This window comes from Flavobacterium helocola (genome assembly GCF_038289885.1).
Lineage (GTDB): Bacteria > Bacteroidota > Bacteroidia > Flavobacteriales > Flavobacteriaceae > Flavobacterium > Flavobacterium cheniae.
This window is the reverse complement of sequence record NZ_JBBYHT010000001.1, coordinates 655609-678650: the sequence shown is the minus strand read 5'-3', so window position 1 is coordinate 678650 and position 23042 is coordinate 655609. Positions and strand designations below refer to the sequence as shown.

20 protein-coding genes and 1 pseudogene are annotated in these 23042 nt (G+C 33.3%); 9 read left to right on the top strand and 12 right to left on the bottom strand.

The window, feature by feature from the left end; all coding sequences use genetic code 11:
* The first annotated feature begins 45 nt into the window (after positions 1-45).
* The 4 genes from AAEO58_RS03210 (at position 46) to hflX (ending at position 6172) form a co-directional block, all read left to right on the top strand.
* Positions 46-2832, top strand: a complete 2787-nt coding sequence (locus AAEO58_RS03210) for a carboxypeptidase-like regulatory domain-containing protein (RefSeq protein ID WP_341681876.1) — start codon at positions 46-48, stop codon at positions 2830-2832.
* An 11-nt stretch (positions 2833-2843) separates the two neighbouring features.
* A complete protein-coding gene (locus tag AAEO58_RS03205; RefSeq protein ID WP_341681874.1) occupies positions 2844-3428 on the top strand; it encodes a choice-of-anchor J domain-containing protein in 585 nt (194 codons plus the stop codon).
* A 5-nt stretch (positions 3429-3433) separates the two neighbouring features.
* Positions 3434-4858: a DUF5689 domain-containing protein gene (locus AAEO58_RS03200; protein WP_341681872.1), complete on the top strand. Its 1425-nt coding sequence runs from the start codon at positions 3434-3436 to the stop codon at positions 4856-4858.
* Positions 4859-4948: 90 nt separating this feature from the next.
* Positions 4949-6172, top strand: a complete 1224-nt coding sequence (gene hflX / locus AAEO58_RS03195) for a GTPase HflX (protein WP_133609197.1) — start codon at positions 4949-4951, stop codon at positions 6170-6172.
* Between the two features lie 48 nt (positions 6173-6220).
* Here the strand turns inward: hflX and AAEO58_RS03190 are convergent, their stop codons facing one another.
* From AAEO58_RS03190 to AAEO58_RS03135, 12 genes and pseudogenes are all read right to left on the bottom strand, one after another.
* Complete coding sequence (locus AAEO58_RS03190) at positions 6221-7063, bottom strand: DUF3078 domain-containing protein (RefSeq protein ID WP_341681870.1); 843 nt, start codon at positions 7061-7063, stop codon at positions 6221-6223.
* A gap of 35 nt (positions 7064-7098) precedes the next feature.
* Complete coding sequence (locus AAEO58_RS03185; RefSeq protein WP_341681868.1) at positions 7099-7602, bottom strand: DUF2480 family protein; 504 nt, start codon at positions 7600-7602, stop codon at positions 7099-7101.
* Between the two features lie 64 nt (positions 7603-7666).
* Positions 7667-7990, bottom strand: coding sequence for an SUF system Fe-S cluster assembly protein (locus tag AAEO58_RS03180; RefSeq protein WP_111566555.1), 324 nt, complete (start codon positions 7988-7990; stop codon positions 7667-7669).
* A 4-nt stretch (positions 7991-7994) separates the two neighbouring features.
* Positions 7995-8714: a hypothetical protein gene (locus AAEO58_RS03175; protein WP_341681865.1), complete on the bottom strand. Its 720-nt coding sequence runs from the start codon at positions 8712-8714 to the stop codon at positions 7995-7997.
* Positions 8715-8716: 2 nt separating this feature from the next.
* Positions 8717-9136: a SufE family protein gene (locus AAEO58_RS03170; RefSeq protein WP_341681863.1), complete on the bottom strand. Its 420-nt coding sequence runs from the start codon at positions 9134-9136 to the stop codon at positions 8717-8719.
* Entirely contained in the window at positions 9136-9621 is a 486-nt protein-coding gene (locus AAEO58_RS03165) for a hypothetical protein (protein ID WP_341681862.1), read from the bottom strand. Before AAEO58_RS03165 ends, AAEO58_RS03170 begins: the two co-directional genes overlap by 1 nt.
* An 11-nt stretch (positions 9622-9632) precedes the next feature.
* Positions 9633-10847, bottom strand: a complete 1215-nt coding sequence (locus AAEO58_RS03160) for an aminotransferase class V-fold PLP-dependent enzyme (protein ID WP_341681860.1) — start codon at positions 10845-10847, stop codon at positions 9633-9635.
* A 54-nt stretch (positions 10848-10901) separates the two neighbouring features.
* On the bottom strand, positions 10902-12218 hold the full coding sequence (sufD, locus tag AAEO58_RS03155; protein WP_341681859.1) for a Fe-S cluster assembly protein SufD: 1317 nt from the start codon (positions 12216-12218) through the stop codon (positions 10902-10904).
* A 35-nt stretch (positions 12219-12253) separates the two neighbouring features.
* Positions 12254-12642 (bottom strand): annotated as a pseudogene (locus AAEO58_RS03150) (four helix bundle protein).
* Between the two features lie 74 nt (positions 12643-12716).
* Positions 12717-13466 carry a Fe-S cluster assembly ATPase SufC gene (gene sufC / locus AAEO58_RS03145; protein ID WP_341681857.1) on the bottom strand — a complete coding sequence of 250 codons (750 nt, stop codon included), beginning with the start codon at positions 13464-13466 and terminating at the stop codon, positions 12717-12719.
* 36 nt (positions 13467-13502) lie between these two features.
* The gene (gene sufB, locus AAEO58_RS03140) at positions 13503-14951 is read right to left on the bottom strand and encodes a Fe-S cluster assembly protein SufB (protein ID WP_133609173.1); all 1449 of its coding nucleotides are present in this window, start codon (positions 14949-14951) and stop codon (positions 13503-13505) included.
* Between the two features lie 10 nt (positions 14952-14961).
* Positions 14962-15291 carry a HesB/IscA family protein gene (locus AAEO58_RS03135; RefSeq protein WP_133609171.1) on the bottom strand — a complete coding sequence of 110 codons (330 nt, stop codon included), beginning with the start codon at positions 15289-15291 and terminating at the stop codon, positions 14962-14964.
* Between the two features lie 144 nt (positions 15292-15435).
* Between AAEO58_RS03135 and AAEO58_RS03130 the strand changes: the two genes are divergently transcribed.
* The 5 genes from AAEO58_RS03130 (at position 15436) to AAEO58_RS03110 (ending at position 23020) form a co-directional block, all read left to right on the top strand.
* Entirely contained in the window at positions 15436-16296 is an 861-nt protein-coding gene (locus AAEO58_RS03130) for an MBL fold metallo-hydrolase (RefSeq protein WP_341681853.1), read from the top strand.
* A 73-nt stretch (positions 16297-16369) separates the two neighbouring features.
* Positions 16370-17965 carry a S8 family peptidase gene (locus AAEO58_RS03125; protein ID WP_341681851.1) on the top strand — a complete coding sequence of 532 codons (1596 nt, stop codon included), beginning with the start codon at positions 16370-16372 and terminating at the stop codon, positions 17963-17965.
* A 76-nt stretch (positions 17966-18041) separates the two neighbouring features.
* Positions 18042-19919 carry a M1 family metallopeptidase gene (locus tag AAEO58_RS03120; RefSeq protein WP_341681850.1) on the top strand — a complete coding sequence of 626 codons (1878 nt, stop codon included), beginning with the start codon at positions 18042-18044 and terminating at the stop codon, positions 19917-19919.
* A 150-nt stretch (positions 19920-20069) separates the two neighbouring features.
* Positions 20070-22190, top strand: a complete 2121-nt coding sequence (locus AAEO58_RS03115) for an elongation factor G (RefSeq protein WP_341681848.1) — start codon at positions 20070-20072, stop codon at positions 22188-22190.
* Between the two features lie 140 nt (positions 22191-22330).
* Positions 22331-23020 (top strand): hypothetical protein, encoded by a 690-nt coding sequence (locus AAEO58_RS03110; protein WP_341681846.1) that lies wholly within the window; start codon positions 22331-22333, stop codon positions 23018-23020.
* Positions 23021-23042 lie beyond the last annotated feature (22 nt).

The following is a 23042-nucleotide window of genomic DNA, read 5'->3' as shown; positions in this document are numbered from 1 at the left end:
TTTAAACCACTTAACGTTAAATAAGTATTAATAATAATATTCTTTATGAAAAAACTTGTATTGAGCACTTTACTAGTGCTGCAAGCCGTTTTTGTTTTTGCACAGCAAAATCCAGCCTTAAAAGGTAAGGTTATCGATGCTAAAAGTCAAAAACCATTACAAAACGTAGTTGCTGAAATTAGAAACACGACTCAAACCGTATTGACTAATTTCAATGGTGACTTTGTATTCCAAACTATCCCTTCAGGTGATCAAGTATTGATTATCAAAACTTCGGGATATATCCAACAAACTCTTGTGATTGAGGCAACTACTGGAGAGGCTATCGATTTAGGCGTTGTTTTATTAGAGGAAGACATTACTTCTGAACAACAATTAAGTTTAGTTACAATTACAGAAAACGACTTAGGTGATGATAACAGTGGCTCTGAAAGTACGGCAGGTTTATTACAAGCTACAAGAGATACTTATCAGCAAGCAGCTGCTTTCAACTGGGGTCAAGCGCGTTTTAGAATTAGAGGTTTAGACAATGAAAATGGTACCACAATGATAAATGGTATCGTAATGAATAAAATATACGATGGTAGACCACAATGGGGAAACTGGGGTGGATTAAATGACGCCACTAGAAACCAAGAATTTACAATGGGTTCTAAACCTTCAGACTACACTTTTGGGGGGCCTTTAGGAACACAAGAAATTAACACAAGAGCTTCTTTTTACCGTCCAGGTTCAAGAATTTCGATGTCTGGAACGAATACTAACTATAGCTGGAGATTAATGGGAACTCATGCTTCAGGAATGAACAAAGACGGATGGGCGTTTGTGGTTTCAGCATCAAGAAGATGGGCTCAAGAAGGTTATTTTGAAGGAACAGATTATGCTGCAAATTCGTTGTTTGCCAGTGTTGAGAAAAAGTTTAATGACAAACATAGTTTAAACTTAACTGCAATCTACGCTCAAAACAGTAGAGGTAAAAATTCACCAAACACTAAAGAAGTAACTGATTTAATGGGTGTTGAATACAACTCTTACTGGGGATGGCAAGATGGTAAAAAACGTAATTCTAGAGATAAAGATTTAGAAGAACCTATTACTATGTTATCACATTACTGGAAATTATCTGAAAAAACGACATTAAATACAAATGTTGCATTCCAAACAGGTCGTATCGGGAATTCAAGACTAGACTTTCAAGGTGGTAATAATCCAGATCCAACTTACTACAGAAATTTACCAAGTTATTATTTGAATTATCACACAGCTTCTGGTGTTTGGCAACCAAACTATCCACAAGCAGATATTGCTAGAGATTATTTCTTAGCTAATAGTCAGATTGATTGGACTGCAATGTATTTAGCTAATCAAAATAGTGCAAATGCAGGAAGAAGTATTTATGTATTGTATGAAGACAGAACAGATGATAATTTATTAAGTGCAAATACTATTTTAAATTCAAACCTTTCTGATAATATAAGTTTAAATGCTGGAGCTAACTTCAGAAAGTTAAGATCTCACAATTTCCAAAACGTATTAGATTTATTAGGAGGTCAATATTTCTCTGATGTAGATCAATTTTTTACAGGAGATGCTTCACAACCAGACTTAAATAATCCAAACAGACAAGTTGTAGAAGGTGATAAATATGGTTACAATTATTTATTACATGCTTTAACTTTTGATGGATTTACTCAATTTAAGTTTACTTATGACAAAGCAGACTTTTATTTAGCTCAATCATTTTCTAGAACTGAATACCAAAGAGAAGGTATTTATAGAAATGGTATTTATGCAGACAACTCATTTGGAAAAAGCGATAGAATTGTTTTTGAAAACTTTGGTTTCAAAGGAGGTTTAACTTATAAACTTACAGGTAGACACTTATTAGACTTTAATGGACTTTACATGACTAAAGCGCCAACATTAAGAAATTCATTTTCTAATGCACGTTTGAATAATGTAATTACTCCAGACATTACTAGCGAATCTGTAGTTAGTGCAGATGGTAGTTACATCATTAGAGCACCTAAATTTAAAGGTCGTTTAACAGGTTTTTACTCAAAAATTCAAGACGCTACAGAAATTTCATTTTTCTATGCAGAAAACATTGGTGATACTGAAGGGGACGAAGATTCATTCGTAAGTGAAATCGTTACTGGAATCGAAAAACAAAATATGGGAGTTGAATTAGGTTTAGAATACCAAATTACTTCAACTATTAAAGCAACTGCTGCTGCGTCTTACGGACAATACATTTATTCAGACAACGCAAAACTGAAAACGAATGACGACAATATTGCTGCTACAGGAAACGATCCAATTACAGACTTTGGAACTGTATATTTAAAAAATTACCGCCAACCTGGCATGCCACAAACAGCTGCTTCTTTTGGTTTAGAATATAGAGACCCTAACTTCTGGTGGATTGGAGCAAATGTAAACTATTTAGGAAACACTTATTTAGATGTTTCAAGTGTTTTAAGAACCGACAACTTTAGTCTTGACAATTCTGGTGTATCATTCCCAGGAGCAACTGAAGAAAATGTTAGAGAAGTATTAAAACAAGAAGAATTTGATGGTTTTACACTTGTAAACTTAACAGGTGGAAAATCTTGGAGAATTAGCAAAGCTAATCGTAATACTGTTGGTTTCTTCGCATCTATTAACAACGTTTTTGATATCCAATATAAAACAGGTGGATTTGAACAATCTCGTAAGGCAACTTACCCAGATTTACAGCAGGATTTAGCAAGTGGAACTCGTGCTTTTGGACCTAAATATTTTTACGGTTATGGAAGAACATTCTTTGTTAACTTCTACATTAATTTCTAAAAAAATTTACTATGAAAAATAATTTTTTAAAATCAATTTTCTTGTTAGCACTTAGTACAAGTGCTTTAACAAGTTGTGTAGGAGATGATGATTATGTTATTCCTACCTTAAATGTGCCTCTTTTTAGTGAGGGGTTCGAAACGAATTGGAATGATTGGACAAAAATCAGTGTAACAGGCGCGCAAGAATGGAGACTAGATACTCAATTTGGAAATCCTGGTAGTTGTGCTGTAATGTCTGGATTTGCTTCGGGTTCGAATAATGTTAACGAAGACTGGTTAATTTCTCCTGAAATTGATTTAAGTTCAGAAGAAGGAGCAATGTTAACATTCCAAACAGCTTCAAGATTTACAGGTAACCCATTAGAAATCAAAATTTCTACTGATTATACTACAGGAAATCCAAATGCTGCAACTTGGACAAATTTATCGGCTACATTAGATACTAATACAGCCTCTTTCGTTTGGACAAATTCTGGGAACATTGATATCTCTTCATTTGTTGGTGGAAATGTACGTATTGCATTCAGATATACTTCAACAAGTAGTGCCTCAACAACTTGGGAAGTTGACAACATACTAATTCTCAAAAATTAATAGCTATGAAAAATTTAAAACTTATTTTAACTGTCGGTTTACTTTCAGCTCTTGTTGGTTGTGTAAACGGTGACGATTATGGTAGTCCTGATTTATCAGGAGAATGTGTAGATATTACTGCAACAAAAACAGTTCAAGAAATTGCAACTTTAGCAAATGCAACTGCGCAGCAATACACAAATGATGATTTTATTGAAGCTTATGTTACTTCAAGTGATGAAGGTGGAAACTTCTACAAGTCTATTTCATTAATTTCTCTTGATGGAAACAAAGGATTTACTATGCCAGTTGATGCATACAACTTATATACTAAATTTGAGCCTGGTAGAAAAGTTACTATTAATATGAAAAATAGACATTTTCATAACAATAGTCAAATTGCTTCTTTAGAAATTGGTTCATTATACAATAATGACACTCCTGACAATCCTAGTGATGACAGAGTAGGAAGAATTTCTGGTGTAGAATATGAAAATGTAATAAATCGTTCTTGTACAAAAGTTGATGAAGAAACAATTGTAAAACGAATGACTATTGCACAAGCAAAAAACAATCTAAACACCAACATGTTGATTGAATTTGATGCTGTTCAGTTTACAGATGGTTCAGTTGGCGGTAAGTATTATGATGATAATTATCCTGCATTAAACTTTACAAGCCCAACTTATCCAAGTAATATTGGTGGTGCTACTAATCATGAAATAATTGATCAATCTGGAAATAGAATTTTTGTTCGTGTTAGTGAGTTCGCAAATTTTTCTGGAAATCAAATCCCTGCTTTAAGTGGAAAAATCAGAGGTGTATTAACAAAATACAACAGTGACTTCCAATTTATGGTAAGAACTATTAATGATGTAAATTTAACTAATCCAAGGTTTGATTCTTCTCCACCAATTGGAGGTTCAGCAATTGTTTATGATGCAACTCTAAATGAGCCTTTCACTTCATATACAACTACAAATCAAAGAAACTTCCCAAAATACATTAATGATGCTGCAGTTGGAAGTAGATATTGGGAAAGAAAAGTATTTGGAACACCATCTAATACTTACATTCAGATGTCTTCTTTTGGAGGAACACCAGAAGCAAACAGATCATTGTTTATTGTTCCTGTTAATATGACAGCAGCAAATACGCTTTCATTCGAAACAAAAGCTGGTTTTGCAAATGGAAATGTTTTAAAAGTATATTACACAACTAATTATGTTCCGGGGACACAAATTACCTCAGCAACGTTAATAGACATTACATCTAGTTTTACCATTTCACCAGGTTTACCAAGTGGTTATCCTGCTTCTTTTACTCCAAGTGGTGTTTACAACATTCCTGCTGGAGTTACTGGTAACGGTTTCTTCGTATTTGAATATGTTGGAAATGGTACTGGTGGTCCAACTACAACAATGCAATTAGACAATATTGTAATCAACTAATTACAATTTCTATAAAAACAAACGCGACTCGATTTGAGTCGCTTTTTTTATGCTTGCTATTTCGTACCTTTGTATTCTTAAAGAACGATTATGTTAGAGAAAGAAGTTATTGACTTTGAAAAATCAATAGTAGTAGGAATTGTTACGCAAAACCAAAGTGAAGAGAAACTAAACGAATATCTTGACGAATTGGAGTTTTTGACCTTTACAGCTGGAGGAACAGTTGTAAAACGTTTTTCCCAAAAAATGGACAAACCAAATCCGAAAACTTTTGTTGGAACTGGTAAATTAGAAGAAATTAAATATTACATCAAAGACAACAATATCACAACTGTAATCTTTGATGACGAATTAACGCCATCTCAATCCAAAAACATCACCAAAGAATTAGACTGTAAAGTATTAGATAGAACCAATCTTATCTTAGATATCTTCGCGCAACGAGCGGAAACCTCTTATGCAAGAACACAAGTAGAATTAGCCCAATGTCAATATTTACTACCTCGCTTAACTGGGATGTGGACGCACTTAGAACGTCAAAAAGGGGGAATTGGAATGCGCGGTCCCGGTGAAACTGAAATTGAAACCGACCGTCGTATAGTACGCGATAGAATATCATTACTGAAAGATAAAATTAAAGTTATCGACAAACAAATGGCAACCCAACGAAGTAATCGTGGTGCCATGGTTCGTGTTGCTTTGGTGGGTTATACCAATGTTGGAAAATCAACTTTAATGAATGCTGTTGGGAAAAGTGATGTGTTTGTAGAAAATAAACTGTTCGCAACCCTTGACACAACAGTTCGTAAAACTGTAATTAAGAATTTGCCGTTTCTTTTAAGCGACACGGTTGGTTTTATTAGAAAACTACCAACACAATTAGTTGAATCGTTTAAAAGTACGTTAGATGAAGTTAGAGAAGCAGATTTATTACTTCATGTGGTTGATATTTCACATCCTGAATTTGAAGACCATATTGCATCAGTAAATAAAATTTTATTAGATATTAAAAGTGCTGATAAACCGACTATTATGGTTTTTAATAAAATTGATGCTTTTAAATCCGTTTATTTTGATGAAAACGATTTGAGTGTTGAAAAGACAACTAAACATTACACTTTGGAAGATTGGAAAAGAACCTGGATGAGCAAACTAGGTGAAAACAACACTTTATTTATTTCGGCAACCGAAAAAGCCAACTTTGAAGAATTTAGAGAAAAGGTTTACGAAGCAGTCAGAGAAATTCATATTACTCGATTTCCATACAACAAGTTTTTATATCCAGATTATAAAGATGCTGTTGAAAATGAATAAAAAAAGACCTCAATTGAGGTCTTTTTGTTTTATTTAAGCTATTTTGAATTAGAAACCATAATTCACACCTAAACCAATAATTTGTTTGGTTTGAAAGCCTCTAAATGCATTGTCATCATAAATCGTTTGAAACGCAAAGTTTGTAGATAAGTATTTGTTGATTTTCATCACAATGTTCAACTGGTAATCAATATCAACATTTTGCGGATCTTCTAAATAGTTAGAATAAAAATTCAAGATGTTTTCTACCGAAACATTCTCCATGATATTGAATTTATAATAACCATTAACCGCGGCTCCTAATTCATATCGAGTTGTTTCTCCTTGTTCTACTCCAAAAGACGAACCAAATTCTGTAAAATGATCGTGAACTACAATTAATTTTGAAGTTGCTGGTGCAATATTTACTTTTAAATTATCACTTTTCTTCCATAACATACCTGGTCCAAATTGAAAAAAGGCAGGTGAAAAGAAATGTGAAATTTTTACAGTTTGAGTTGCTGGATCTAAACCTGTATCCATTTGTGTTTTGAAATTGAAAAAGGCAGAATAAAACCACTCACCAGAAGCCTTTTTTCCTAAAAGAGAATTCAATTCAATTCTATCGTCGGTTTTTTGAGTATCAGCTCCTTTAATTTTGGTTAAACCGTAAGAAACAATCCATTTGTTATCCCAATTCCAATCGCCGTTTTTATAATTGAAATCATAATTAAATCCAACATTTCCAGCGAAGTTATTTTGACCACCCGCTTGCCAATTACTAAAAGAAGATTGATTAGCTAAAAAGGTAAAAACGCCTTTTCTGGTCCAATGTTTTGTTGTATCAACTGTTGTTTCTTGAGCAATACTAACCGATGAAACAAATAGTATCAATAAAAAAAGTCTTTTCATTCCTTAAATTTTTAAAATTAAAGGCGCAAAGGTACTTATTTTTGTTTAAACAATGGGACTGCTGAACAAGCTTCGCCAAACATGACGCTTTTAGCAACTTTCATTAATTTTTGAATCGCTAAAGTATATACTTGATTGGGTACCGATTTTTTAGAACAACCTTTCAAAATTACTGGTTTTTGAAAATAATCGGTATAATCGAGTTTGTTCAAAATATCTTGATACCATTCGATAACTGCTAATTCTTTATTTCCGTGAATTACTTTTAAAGCATGGGGCGCTAAATAAACCGAAACTAAAGCAAATGACCATGCTGGCAAAATAGCATCTGTTGAACAATACAAAGCAACATATTTGTCTTCAAATTGAGACCAATCGTTGTTTTTTAATTGTGCTCTAAAATCAGATTCTTTTAAAATGAATCCTTCCAACAACCATTGCGAAATATCTAAATCTACTACATGATTATCTGGATAGTAATCTTCTAAATCGAATACCATCAAAGAACTTTGCGCAACTTTATTTACTATTTCGTCCATTTGAAAAGTTTCAAGTCTCAAGTTTCAAGTTGAACAACCTGTAACTTGAAACATTAAACAAATTTTACAACATTCCTAATTCTAATTTTGCTTCTTCGCTCATTAAATCTTTGCTCCAAGGCGGATCAAAAGTAATTTCTACTTCGCATGATTTTACAGCATCAATAGATTTTACTTTTTCCTCAACTTCTTGAGGTAAAGTCTCCGCTACTGGGCAGTTAGGTGAAGTTAGCGTCATTAAGATTTTTACATCGTTATCTTCATTAATCATCACATCGTAGATTAAACCTAATTCGTAAATATCTACTGGAATCTCTGGGTCAAAAATTCCTTTTAAAACTTTGACAACGTCTTCGCCTAAGTTGATTGTATCGTTAAATTCTTCCATTATTTTAATTATTTTCTGTTAATAATTCGACTGTCTCAAAAACAGTTACGATTTTAATTAAACCAAATTTCTGATTCGAAAAAATAATATCCGTACCTATTTTTGGGTTAAGTTTGTTGTTAAAAAGCACCTTATTATTTTGAATATATTCTTTAGTTTGGCTTAAATAATTTCCTTCTAGAAATGTATCATCATTATATTCAATTTTTTTAAACATTTCAGAAAAGTTAAAAGAATACGATGAAGATGGATATTTGTAATAAATTTTTTGCTTATTATAATCTAGTATTATAGTATATTTAAATTTTTGATAATTTTCATTAAAATGTGTTCTAAAAAGATTTTTTAATTCAAAATCATCTCTTTTAATCTGTAATGTTGTTTTATTTTTTTTTGTGTCATATACACCTTCTATTTGTTCATTAGAATGATAAAGAATACCCACAAGCTTAGTTTTATTTTCATTTTTAAAACTACTAACGGGTAAGAAAAATTCACTATTCAACGAATCGTTTGAAAACTTTGTTTTTCTTGGTTTAAGGTATGGAAAATCAATAGCAAACATTAAAGAATCACCATAAACATTTGAATCCTTGATTCTATAATTAGATTTTTTTAAATAGGTAAAATAAATTTTATCTTCTTTATTTTTATCTATCTTCTCTTGAGAAAAAAGGAAATTAAAAAAAATTAAAGCAAAAAATAAATACTTGTCTTTTTTCATAACTATCTTCTCGATTCAAATGCCAAAGCATACATTTTTATTTGTTTTATCATTGAAACCAAACCGTTCGCTCTTGTTGGTGATAAATGTTCTTTTAATCCTATTTCGTCAATAAAATCGGTATTAGCATCCAAAATTGCTGCTGGTGTTTGGTTTGAAAACGCTCGGATTAAAATAGCAATAATTCCTTTAGTTAAAATCGCATCACTATCTGCTGTGAAAACAATTTTTCCATCTTTTTCTTCACCATGAACCCAAACTTTTGATTGGCACCCTTTGATGATGTTTTCATCTACTTTATATTGTTCATCAATTAAAGGAAGAGATTTTCCTAATTCAATGATGTATTCATAACGTTGCATCCAATCGTCAAACATCGAAAACTCATCTACAATTTCGTTTTGTATATCTTTAATGGTCATTATTTATTTAATTTTTCGGCAACTACTATTAACTCATTTACAAAAGCTTCTATCTCTTTTGGAGGAAAACCTCCATCAAATTCAGAAGAAGTGTACGTATCTTTTTCATTAGTAAACGATAATGTTGCTATTGGTGCTCCATCATAGAATCGTTTTTGAGTTGGGTCTTTTAAAGAACTTAAACCGTTCAAATCAATTTTTTGATATAAATCCAATAATTTTTTATAATCTTCTTTTTTTAATTCCCAAAAAGCTGGTTTTGCACCATGAGCAGTAACAACAAAAATTTTCCCTTCGTTGATTGATATTTTTCGGTACATTCCTCTTGTCGTTTCTTGATAAACCACAACCGGTAAGTTTAAAATTTGATTTTCCAAATTTGATTCCGTATTTACAATTTTTTCTTCATCTTGGATTGTGGCATCTTTACACTTACAACTGGTAAAAAAACTCATCATACTAAAAACTAATGCGAATAATTTCATAATAACATTTTTTAAGATAACATCATTTGCGCTTTTTTAACCGCTTCTACAAAGATATCAATTTCTTCCTTGGTATTATAAAAAGCAAAACTTGCTCTTATCGTTCCAGGAATATTGAAAAAATTCATAATAGGTTGGGCGCAATGATGACCGGTTCTAACCGCTATACCTAACTTATCTATAATTGTGCCAATGTCATACGGGTGAATACCATCGATATTAAACGAAATGACTGAAGCTTTATTTTCACTCGTTCCGTAAATCGTTAAACCTTCTATTTCTTGTAATCTTTTGGTTCCGTAATCTAATAATTCTTGTTCGTAAGCTGCAATATTATCAAAACCAATTGCATTCATATAATCAATTGCGGTTCCTAAAACAATTCCACCTTCGATATTTGGAGTTCCGGCTTCGAATTTATGTGGTAAATCAGCGTAAGTTGTTTTCTCGAATGTTACTTCGGCAATCATTTCGCCTCCACCTTGATAGGGTGGCAATTTTCGCAACCATTCTTCTTTTCCGTACAAAATTCCAACGCCTGTTGGTCCGCAAACTTTATGTCCCGAAAACACATAAAAATCACAATCCAATGCTTGCACATCTGGACGTAAATGAGGAGTTGCTTGTGCTCCATCGATTAAAACAGCTGCTCCTACTCCATGTGCTTTTTTAATGATGTATTCAATTGGGTTAACCGTTCCTAATGCATTTGAAATGTGATTAACTGTTACAATTTTAGTTTTTTCGGAAAGTAATTTGTCGAATGCTGAAATGATTAATTCTCCTTTTTCATTCATTGGAATTACGACCAACTTTGCTCCAGTTTTTTCACATAAAAATTGCCAAGGCACAATGTTACTATGGTGTTCCAAAGCGGATACCATCACCTCATCGCCTGCTTTTAATAAACTTGCAAAACCATTCGCCACCAAGTTAATTCCGAAAGTCGTTCCCGAAGTAAAAATGATTTCGTGATTGTGTTTTGCGTTTAAGTGATTTTGAATCGTATTTCGCGACACTTCATAAGCATCCGTAGCCAATTGACTCAACGTATGCACACCACGGTGAATATTCGCATTGATTTCACTGTAATATTTAGAAATAGCATCGATAACCACTTGCGGCTTTTGCGAAGTAGCTCCGTTATCAAAATAGACCAAGGGTTTGCCATTTACTTTTTGCGATAAAATGGGAAAATCAGCTCTTACTTTTTGAACATCAAACATATTGATATTTTTTATTTTTTATAAAACAAAACCGCAATAAAGCGGCTTTATATACTACAAATCAAATCCCATATTAACTCCTAATTTATCAGCAATAATTCTACCGATTTTAGCTTTTAATTCTGGTATTTTGATGCTGTTGGTTACTTCGCTTGTAAACGCATACATCAATAAAGCTTTCGCTTCTTTTTTCGGAATTCCGCGTTGTTGCATGTAAAACATCGCACTTTCGTCTAATTGTCCAATCGTACAACCGTGTGAACATTTTACATCATCGGCAAAAATTTCCAATTGTGGTTTTGCGTTTATAGTCGCTTTATCGCCAATTAAAATGTTGTTATTTTGTTGGAATGCATCGGTTTTTTGCGCTTCTTTTTCTACGAAGATTTTTCCATTGAAAACTCCGGTTGAGTTATCGTGCAAAATCGTTTTATAGTTTTGGTGACTTTCGCAATTTGGAGTTGCATGTTGTACCAAAGTATAATGATCTACGTGTTGTTTGTCGCCAATAATGGTAATTCCTTTTAACGTTGAATCGATTCGTTCTCCTTGGTGATAGAAATTCAAGTTGTTTCTGGTGATGTTTCCACCAAACGAAAACGTATGTACTGCTACTCTACTCTCTTGCTTTTGCGCAATGTAAGTATTGTCAATCAAATTCGCAGTTTGCACATCGTTTTGAACTTTATAATAGTCTACAATCGCACGTTTTTGAGCGAAAATTTCGGTAACCGAATTCGTTAAAACTGGATTAGAATTCAAACTTTGATGACGTTCTACGATTTGCACGTGAGCGTTTTCACCTACGATAATTAAGTTTCGAGGTTGTACCATCAAAGCCGCTTCATTTCCGGTTGAGAAATAGATGATTTCGATAGGCTTTTCAACCACTTTACTTTTTGGAATATTGATATACGCACCTTCCAATGAAAAAGCGGTATTTAGAGAAGTCAAACTCTCTTCTTTACTTGCAATTTGATTGAAATACGTATCAATTACCATTTTATATTTAGGTTTGCTCAAAGCCGAAGCCATCAAACAAACATCTAAACCGTCGTGCGTTGTAGAAGACAAAAACGAACTAAAAATTCCGTCAATAAAAACTACTTTGTAAGTGTCAATTTCGTGTAAGAAATACTTTTTTACGTCTTTAAATTCGATTGCATTTTCTTTCTTTGGGAAAACCGAAAAATCATTTTTCAAAATCGCATTTAACGACGTGTATTTCCAAGCTTCTTCTTTTTTAGTAGGGAAACCTTTGTTTTCGAAATTTTTTATGGCGTGATTTCGAACTTCGTGCAAATCTTCATTGTCTTTGATTTTTTCTTCAAAGGCCATGAAAGAAGCTAACATTTTATCTTTTAATTCCATTGTCCAATATTTTGTTTCAGGTTTCAAGTTTCAGGTTATTGGAACTTGTTTCCTTTGAAATCTTTCTTGTTTAAATAAGTGATGAAATTTTTAATTTTACCGCTTAAGTTTTCATATTTATTCTTCAAATCTTTAAACTGTTCTTCCGAAATATACTCGCAATCATAAAGTCTATAAATTTGAGATCTGGTTTCTCCTGCCGAACCTTTTGCTACAGATAAAATTGGCGAAATTCCAAATTTCCATCTCTTTCAAAACCTTCAGCAATATTATCCATTACGGAACCAGATGATGCTTTTATTTGTTCTTTAAATCTAAAATCAGTTTTTAAATCTGTTTCTTTTGAAAGAATAAAAACTTCTTTTGCTAATTTTCTAGCTTCTTGCCAAATTTCTAAATCTTCGAACTTTGTAATTGTTGCCATGGCGTATATAAAATTAAATTTGTCGTGTGTATAAATGAGGTTCTAAAAACCTGAAACTTGAAACCTGAAACGAATTAAACCAACTCGTTTTTAATCCAGTCGTAACCTTTTTCTTCTAACTCTAAAGCTAAATCAGCTCCACCCGTTTTTACGATTTTCCCGTCCATTAAAACGTGAACGAAATCTGGAACAATATAATCTAACAAACGTTGGTAGTGCGTAATGACTAACACCGCGTTGTTTTCGTTTTTCAATTTATTTACACCGTTAGCCACAATTCGTAACGCATCGATATCTAAACCTGAATCGGTTTCGTCCAAAATTGCGATTTTTGGCTCTAACATTGCCATTTGGAAGATTTCATTACGTTTCTTCTCACCACCTGAAAAACCTTCGTTTAACGAACGCGACAAGAATTTTCTGTCCATTTCCAATAATTCTGATTTTTCACGAATTAACTTCAGCATTTCGTTAGCTGGCATTTCCTCTTTTCCGTTGGCTTTTCTACTTTCGTTGATAGCTGTTTTGATGAAATTTGTCACCGAAACACCTGGAATTTCAACTGGATATTGGAACGATAAGAAAACACCTTTATGAGCTCTTTCTTCTGGAGCTAATTCTGAAATTTCTTCACCGTCTAAAAAGATTTCTCCTTGAGAAACTTCGTAATTTTCGTTTCCAGCAATGATTGAAGATAACGTTGATTTTCCGGCACCGTTTGGTCCCATAATCGCATGAACTTCTCCTGCCTTAATTTCAAGGTTGATTCCTTTTAATATTTCTTTGTCTTCTACCGAAGCGTGTAAGTTTTTTATTTGTAACATTTTGTAAATGTGTTATTTATTCTAATTTATGATTGATTATCCTACAGAGCCTTCTAACGAAATTTCCAATAATTTTTGGGCTTCCACTGCAAATTCCATTGGTAATTTATTCAATACTTCTTTACTGAATCCGTTTACGATTAAGGCTATGGCTTTTTCTGTTGGGATTCCCCGTTGGTTGCAATAGAATACTTGATCTTCTCCAATTTTTGAAGTCGTAGCTTCGTGTTCAATTTTTGCCGAAGCATTTTTACTTTCGATATATGGAAAAGTATGTGCGCCACAATTATTTCCCATTAAAAGCGAATCACATTGAGAGAAATTACGTGCGTTTTCAGCTCTTGCTCCTATTTGTACTAATCCTCTATAACTATTTTGTGATTTTCCAGCAGAAATTCCTTTGGAAATAATTGTTGACTTTGAGTTTTTACCCAAGTGAATCATTTTCGTTCCTGTATCTGCTTGTTGGAAATTATTAGTAACGGCTATCGAATAAAATTCACCAATTGAATTGTCACCTTTTAAAACTACCGATGGATATTTCCAGGTTACTGCCGAACCCGTTTCTACTTGTGTCCAAGAAATTTTAGCGTTTTTCTCGCATAAACCTCTTTTGGTTACGAAATTATAAACACCACCTTTTCCTTCTTTATTTCCAGGATACCAGTTTTGAACCGTTGAATATTTAATTTCGGCATCGTCCATTGCAATTAATTCCACAACGGCTGCGTGCAATTGGTTTTCATCACGGCTTGGAGCCGTACAACCTTCCAAATACGAAACATAACTTCCTTCGTCCGCAATTAACAATGTTCTTTCAAACTGACCTGTTCCGCCTTGATTGATTCTGAAATACGTTGATAATTCCATAGGACAACGAACGCCTTTTGGAATGTAACAGAAACTTCCGTCAGAAAAAACCGCCGAATTTAAAGCGGCATAGAAATTATCTTTCTGCGGGACAATAGTTCCTAAATATTTTCGAACTAATTCTGGATGTTCTTTGATAGCTTCCGAAATCGAACAGAAAATAATGCCTTTTTCGTTTAATGTTTTCTTAAAAGTCGTTGCTACAGAAACCGAATCTACAACGATATCAATCGCTACATTGTTCATTTTCTTTTGTTCATCAACCGAAATTCCTAACTTTTTGTACATCGCTAAAAGTTCTGGATCAACGTCTTCTAATTTTTTATTTGGATCGGCTTTTTTAGGTGCCGAATAATACGAAATCGCTTGAAAATCTGGTTTTTCATAATGCACATTTGCCCATTCTGGCTCAACCATTTCTAACCAAGCACGAAAAGCTTCTAAACGCCATTCCGTCATCCATTCTGGCTCTTCTTTTTTCTTTGAAATGGCACGAACAATGTCTTCATTTAATCCAATAGGAAACGTTTCCGAGTCCAATTCTGTATAAAATCCGTATTCGTATTCTTTATTTTCTAATTCGACTTTTAAGTCGTCTTCAGTATATTTACTCATATCTTTTGATTTATAGAGAGAAACTCTCTCCACATCCACACGTTCTTTGTGCATTTGGATTGTTAAAAACAAATCCTTTTCCGTTTAAACCACCCGAAAACTCTAATATAGTTCCTGCCAAATAAAGAAAACTCTTTTTCTCAACGGCAATTTTTACATTATTATCTTCAAATATTTTATCGTTTTCTCCTATTTCTTTGTCAAATTTTAAATCATAAGACAAACCCGAGCAACCACCACTTTTTACGCCTACTCGCACGTAATCTTTGGCTGCATCAAAACCATCTTCTTGCATCATGCTGATGATTTTTTTACTTGCTGTATCAGATACTTTAATCATTTCTTATTTTGATTTTGTCTAAATTAACTGCAAAGATAATCCATAAATTGCTTTTTACAAGAGTTGCTAACATTTTTATAACTTATAGATTCATAGTTTCTATTTATAGTATTTTTTGTAATTTGGCTGAAAATTGTTTTGATCATGAAATTACACCCAATTGAAGCTGGAAATTTTAAATTAGATGGTGGCGCTATGTTTGGCGTGGTGCCTAAAACCATTTGGAATAAAACCAATCCAGCCGACGAAAATAACCTAATTGATATTGCTGCGAGATGCTTATTAATTGAAGACGGAAACCGATTGACGTTGATTGATACCGGAATGGGAAACAAACAATCGGATAAATTTTTTGGATATTATTCGCTTTGGGGCAATCATTCTTTAGATAAATCCTTAAAAAATGCTGGTTTTCATCGCGATGATATTACTGATGTCTTCATGACGCATTTGCATTTTGACCATTGTGGTGGAAGTGTAAATTGGAACAAAGACAAAACGGGTTACGAAGTCGCTTTTAAAAATGCTAAGTTTTGGACTAATGACAATCATTGGGAATGGGCAACGAAACCAAACGCTCGTGAAAAAGCATCATTTTTGCATGAAAATTTAATCCCAATGCAAGAAAGCGGACAATTACAATTTATCAATCGCCCTGATAGTGATTTTGGTTTTTCAAGCGAATTAGGTTTCGATATTTTCTACGCTGATGGTCATACCGAAAAACAAATGTTACCACACATCAATTATAATGGAAAAACCATTGTTTTTTGTGCCGATATGCTACCAACTGCGGGCCATATTCCAATACCATATGTAACTGGATACGACACAAGACCTTTGATGTCAATGGATGAAAAGCAAATATTTTTAAATAACGCTGCCGACAATAATTATTATTTGTGGCTAGAACACGACGCTCACAATCAAATTATAACAGTTCAACATACCGAAAAAGGAATTCGATTAAAAGAAATTTTCAAATGTGAAGACATTTTAAAATAAAGTTAAAAACAACTATAACTGTAACAAATACAAAACACTTCAGTCCAATAACTGAAATTAATTAATTGAGAATATGAAGAAAATTTTTAGACCACTGTATTTAAGCTTAGCTTTAGGACTTGTTTTAGCAAGTTGTGGATCACAAAAAATGGTATCAACTCCGGTTGAAAATATTGATAATTTACCTTTAAAAACAACTCCAGTTGCTGAGAAAGACTTACAACGTTGGAGTCATTTAGATTTGGTAAAAGATACGCTTCCTGGAATGAGTGTAGACAAAGCTTATAAAGAATTACTTAAGGGCAAAAAAGGACAAAAAGTTATCGTAGGAATCGTAGATTCTGGTGTAGACATCAACCACGAAGATTTAAAAGCGGTTATTTGGACCAATCCAAAAGAAATTGCTGGAAATAAAATTGACGATGACAAAAACGGTTACGTTGATGATATGCATGGATGGAATTTCTTAGGAAATGCTGTTCACGAACAATTAGAAATGACGCGTATTGTTAAAAAAGGTCCTGGAACTCCAGATTATGATAAAGCGAAAGCAAAATTAGAAGAAGAATTAAAAGGACTTACACCTCAAAAACAGCAATTAGATTTTATTGTAAATGCTGAAAAACAATTAACTACTTACTTTAAGAAAAGCAATTTCACATTAGAAGAAGTAAAAGCAATTCCTGCGACTGAAACATCTTTGGCTCAACCAAAAGCTGTTTTTATGCAAGTTTTAAGCACAACATCAAAAGCAGATTTCGACAAACAAATTGAAGAATATAAAGACTATGTTTACGGACAATTAAATTACAACTTAAATGTTGATTTTGATGGAAGAAAAATCGTTGGCGATAATCCAAACGATTTAAAAGACACTAAATATGGAAACAACAATGTAGTTGGTCCAGAGCCAAAAGAAGCTAAGCACGGAACGCATGTTGCTGGAATTGTAGCTCAAGTTAGAGGGAACAATAAAGGTGGAGATGGTGTTACAAACAACGCTCAAATATTAACCGTTAGAGCCGTTCCAAATGGTGATGAATATGATAAAGATATCGCTTTAGGAATTCGTTATGCAGTAGATAATGGTGCAAAAGTAATCAACGGTTCTTTTGGAAAATATTTTTCTCAAAACAAAGAATGGGTTATCGACGCCATCAAATATGCAGAATCGAAAGACGTTTTAGTAGTTATCGCTGCTGGAAACGAATCGTATGATTTAGATGTTACTAATAAATATCCGAACGATACGTATGACAACTCTCCAGAATATGCAAAAAATGTTTTAATTATCGGAGCTTTAGCGCCAAGTTATGGAAGCAAAATGGTAGCTGATTTTTCTAATTACGGAAAAAACAATGTTGATATTTTTGCACCAGGAGAAAAAATTTATGCTACTACTCCATTAAACACTTACGAATATTTACAAGGAACTTCAATGGCTTCGCCTAACGTAGCAGGTGTAGCAACATTAATTCGTTCTTACTATCCAAGCTTAACTGCAGTTCAAGTAAAACAAATTATTATGGAAAGTGGTACTCCGTTGAAAAACACAGTAACTATTGGAGAAGACAAACACAAAGCTAATTTTGCTGACGCATCAAAATCAGGTAGAATCGTAAATGCATACAATGCATTATTATTAGCTGAAAAAATGTCGAAAAAATAAAAATTTCACTACTTTAGTAAAACCAAAACCTACAGGTTCTCAAATTCTTGTAGGTTTTTCTTTTTAAAAAATGATTATGAAAAAATTACTTTTTTTACTTACTTCTTGTATTGGTTTCGCACAAAACAATCCAAATCCAGGTTATTGGCAACAACATGTTGATTATAAAATGGATGTGAAAATGGATGTGAAAAAATTCCAATATACTGGAAAACAAGAAATTGTTTATACCAACAATTCTAACGATACACTACACAAAGTGTATTATCATTTGTACAATAATGCGTTTCAACCTGGAAGCGAAATGGACGCAAGACTTCAAGCCATTTCTGATCCTGATAAGCGAATGGTGAAAACCTTTAAAAAAGAAGGTAAAGATGTAAAAGAAAGTAGAATTAGCACTTTAAAACCGAATGAAATTGGGTATTTAAACATCGCTAATTTCAAACAAGATGGTGTTGCCGCAACCACAAAAGTAGAAGGAACCATTTTAGAAGTAACTTTAGCAAAACCTATTTTACCAAAACAAAAAACAACACTTTCATTAGATTTTGATGGTCAAGTACCGTTGCAAATTCGTCGCTCGGGAAGAATTTCTGAAGAAGGCGTGGCTTTATCGATGACACAATGGTATCCAAAATTATGCGAATATGATTTCGAAGGATGGCACGCTAATCCATACATAGCAAGAGAATTTCATGGTGTTTGGGGAAATTTTGATGTAAAAATTACGATTGACAAAGCCTACACAATTGGTGGAACAGGTTATTTACAAAACAAAAACGAAATCGGTCATGGTTATCAAGATGCAGGTGTACAAGTCGTTTATCCTAAGAAAACCAAAACCTTAACTTGGCATTTTTACGCACCAAACGTGCATGATTTTGCTTGGGGAGCGGATAACGAGTTCATTCACGATATGATTTTAGGTCCAAACAATGTAGAATTGCATTTCTTGTACAAAAACAAGAAAGAGAATTTAGAAAATTGGAAAAAAATGCAACCTAAAACTGCGGAATTACTAGCGTTTTTTAATGAAAACGTTGGGCCTTATCCGTACAAACAATATTCAGTTATTCAAGGTGGTGATGGCGGAATGGAATATGGTATGAGTACCTTAATCACTGGAAATAGATCTTTTGGAAGTTTAGTTGGTGTAACCGCTCACGAAATGGCACATTCATGGTTCCAATTTGTTTTAGCCACTAACGAAACCAAACACGAATGGATGGACGAAGGATTTACCTCTTACATTTCTAATTTAGCAATGAACAAGGTATTGCCTCCTAAAAAACCTGAAGTTCCTTATGAAGATGCATATAATAATTACATTTATTTAGCAAAATCTGGGAAAGAACAACCGTTATCCACTCACGCCGATCGTTATGATTTGAATATGGCGTATGGTATTTCAGCTTATAGTAAAGGAGAAGTATTTTTAGTACAATTAGGTTATTTAATTGGGCAAGAAAACCTCAACAAAACCATCAAACGATATTACAACGAGTATAAATTTACGCATCCAACTCCAAACGATATCAAACGTGTTGCAGAAAAAGTTTCGGGTGCTAATTTAGATTGGTATTTGTTAGATTGGACATTAACCACTAACACTATCGATTACGGGATCAAAGAAGTTTCTGAAGCGAATGCCGCTAATACAAAAGTAGTTTTTGAAAGAAAAGGAAGAATGCCAATGCCATTAGACATTATGGTAGAATACACCGACGGAACCAAAGAATTTTTCTACATTCCAAACACCTTAATGCGTTGGGAAAAACCAAATCCCTATGCCGGAATCAAAGGAAATGTATTAAAAGGTTGGGATTGGGCATTTCCAACATTCACTTTTGAAATTGCAAAACCAAAAGCAAAAATAAAATCCATCACCATTGACCCAGAAAACTTAATGGCAGATGTAAATAAAGAAGATAATATCTTTCCAAAAAAATAAAATTTAAAAGCGACTTTCGGGTCGCTTTTTTTGTGTTCATTTTCAATTGTTGAGATGATAATTGTCATGATTTGCGTGTTTTGTCTTTCGTAATTTTAATGTGCTAAAAATGCAACTAAAATTAGTTATTCATTTAAAAAACATAAAGTCATGAGCATTGCAACCAAAGACATTAGAAACGTGGTATTTCTTGGGCATTCAGGTTCTGGAAAAACCACCTTTATCGAGACCATGTTATTTGAAAGTGGGGTAATTCCACGTCGTGGTTCGGTTGAAAATCACAATACCATTTCGGATTTTACCGATTTAGAACACGAAAGAGAAAACACCCTATACAGTCACTTAATGCATGTTAAATGGCACAACAACAAAATCAACATCATAGACACTCCAGGTTTCGATGATTTTATTGGCGAAGTAGTTTCTTCACTTAAAGTTGCCGATACCGCTGTAATTCTTCTAAATGCGGCTTCTGGCGTAGAAGTAGGCACTGAAATTGTTTGGGAATACGTTCAAAACTATCAAACGCCTGCTTTTTTTGTTATCAATCAAATGGATCAACCAAAAGCAGATTTTGAAACTACTTTAGAGCAAGCGGTAAATCGCTTTGGGAATAAGGTAATTCCGATTCAATATCCTTACAATTCAGGTGAAAAATTTAATAGTATTATCGATGTGCTTCGTATGTCGATGTATGTTTTCCCAGAAAATGGTGGAAAACCAGAAAAAATGCCAATTCCTGCCTCTGAATTAGAAAAAGCAAATGCGCTTCATAATGCATTAGTAGAAGCTGCTGCTGAAAATGAAGAAGGTTTAATGGAAAAATACTTTGAAAAAGGTAATTTAGATGAAGAAGAATTAGCAAAAGGATTAACCATTGCGCTTGCTAATCAACAAATATTTCCAGTTTTCTGTGCTTCTGGATTAAAAGATATCGGAAGTGGAAGAATCATGGGATTCCTTGATGATATTGCGCCATCTCCAGCTGACAGACCGGCCCAAAAATTAGAAAATGGAGGCGAATTAAAATGCGATGCTTCAGACAAAACCACCATTTTTATTTACAAAACCCTTTCTGAACCTCAAGTAGGAACGGTTTATTATTTCAAAGTGCTTTCGGGCGAATTGAATGCTGGCGATGAATTAGCTAATGCCGATAATGATGAAATCGAACGCCTAACTCAAATTTTTGAAACCGAAGGTAAACAAAGAACTTCAGTAGAAAAATTAGTTGCAGGAGATTTGGGCGTAACTGTTCGATTGAAATTTGGACATTCAAACAACACATTGAATGCTAAAGGTGTAGAAAGAAAAGTAAGAAAAATGCAATTTCCTGATAGCAGAATTAGAAAAGCGGTTGCTACTGCTAATCTTGCCGATATGGAAAAAATGATTAAAGCATTCCATCAAATTGAAGAAGAAGATTTGACTTTTAAAGTGGAACAATCTTCGGAATTAAAACAAACTATTGTTAACGGTCAAGGACAATTGCATTTGGATTTAATCAAACATCGTGTTGAAAATGAAAACAATATCGAAATCGTTTTTGAAGAACCAAAAGTACCGTATCGTGAAACCATAACTAAAGCCGCAAAAGCCGAATACCGTCATAAAAAACAAAGCGGTGGCGCAGGGCAATTTGGCGAAGTTCATTTAACGATTGAGCCATATTATGATGATATGCCAGAACCACAAGGCGTAAACATTCGCAACAAAGAAATTGAGGAATTGCCTTGGGGTGGAAAATTTGCGTTCTATTGGTGTATTGTGGGTGGCGCTATTGATAATAGATACGCTACTGCTATCAAAAAAGGCATCATGCAATCCATGACCGAAGGTCCGTTAACGGGTTCTAATTGTCAAAACATTCGCGTTTGTATTTACGATGGTAAAATGCATGCGGTAGATAGTAATGATATTTCGTTCCAATTAGCCGCTTCTCATGCGTTTAAAGAAGCTTTTAACGGAGCAAGACCTCAGCTTTTAGAGCCTTACTATCAACTTGAGGTGCTTTGCGAAGATGCGTACACCGGAGACGTAATGGGCGATTTACAAACACGAAGAGCCATCATTCAAGGTATGGACACCGATGGTCATTATCAAAAAATTATTTCCGAAGTGCCATTAGCCGAACTCAAAGATTACGGCTCAACACTTCGTTCATTAACACAAGGAAAAGCAAAATTCAAATTGGAATTTAGTAATTATCAACTGGTTCCAACTCATGTTCAGGAAAGTTTAGTTATAAGCAATGCGGTTTTATCTGAATAATGAATGAATTTTGATTCTGGAAAAGCTTCTTCAAATTGAGGAAGCTTTTTTTGTGCGTATTTTTTACGGTTTAAAAAATAAAATGAGAAAATAAAAAATTTACTACTGATTATTAGTAAATTAGTATAAAATATAATCGGGTGGAAATTTTAGATAAAAATAAAACGGTATCACAATTAACAATACTATACATCTTAGTGGTTGTTGCCTTTTCCTTTTTTGATTTGAAATCATTTCCCATTCTTGAATTTCTGTTAGGTAGTATTCGGATTCCGCTTCTTATTTTAATGTATTTTCTTGCTTCAAAAATCAAAAGCACACTCTATTTCAGTGCTTTAATTTTGTTCTTTTTTGCCTATTTATTCTTTAGAGAAAATTCGCCTTTCTTTAATTTTATTGGAGCTATCATTTCACTTGCTTATCGCATATTAATCTTCATCATCGTTTATAAAAGTATTGAAAATAAAAATTGGTTGGCGATAGTTTTAGCTTCTATTCCTTTCTTTTTTATCTATCTATATGCGTTACTTTTGATAGAAAGCGAAGTGAAAATAGATTTTTATCCATGGGTTGTAAACGGATTTTTAACTTCTTTCATTGGCGGAATTGCTACTTATAATTTCCTTTTTCAAGATAAGAAAAGGTTATACTGGTTAATTATAAGCGCCATTTTGTTTGTGATTCAAATTGGAGTTTTCTTAATCAACAAATATTACTATCCTGATGAAATTTTAAGAATGTTAACCATTATTTTGTTTGGAATTTCCAACTTCACTTTTTACAAATTTGTAATACTACAAGAAGAATTAAAACTTAAATACACATCTTAGTTTAAAGTTTTCTAACTTTGCT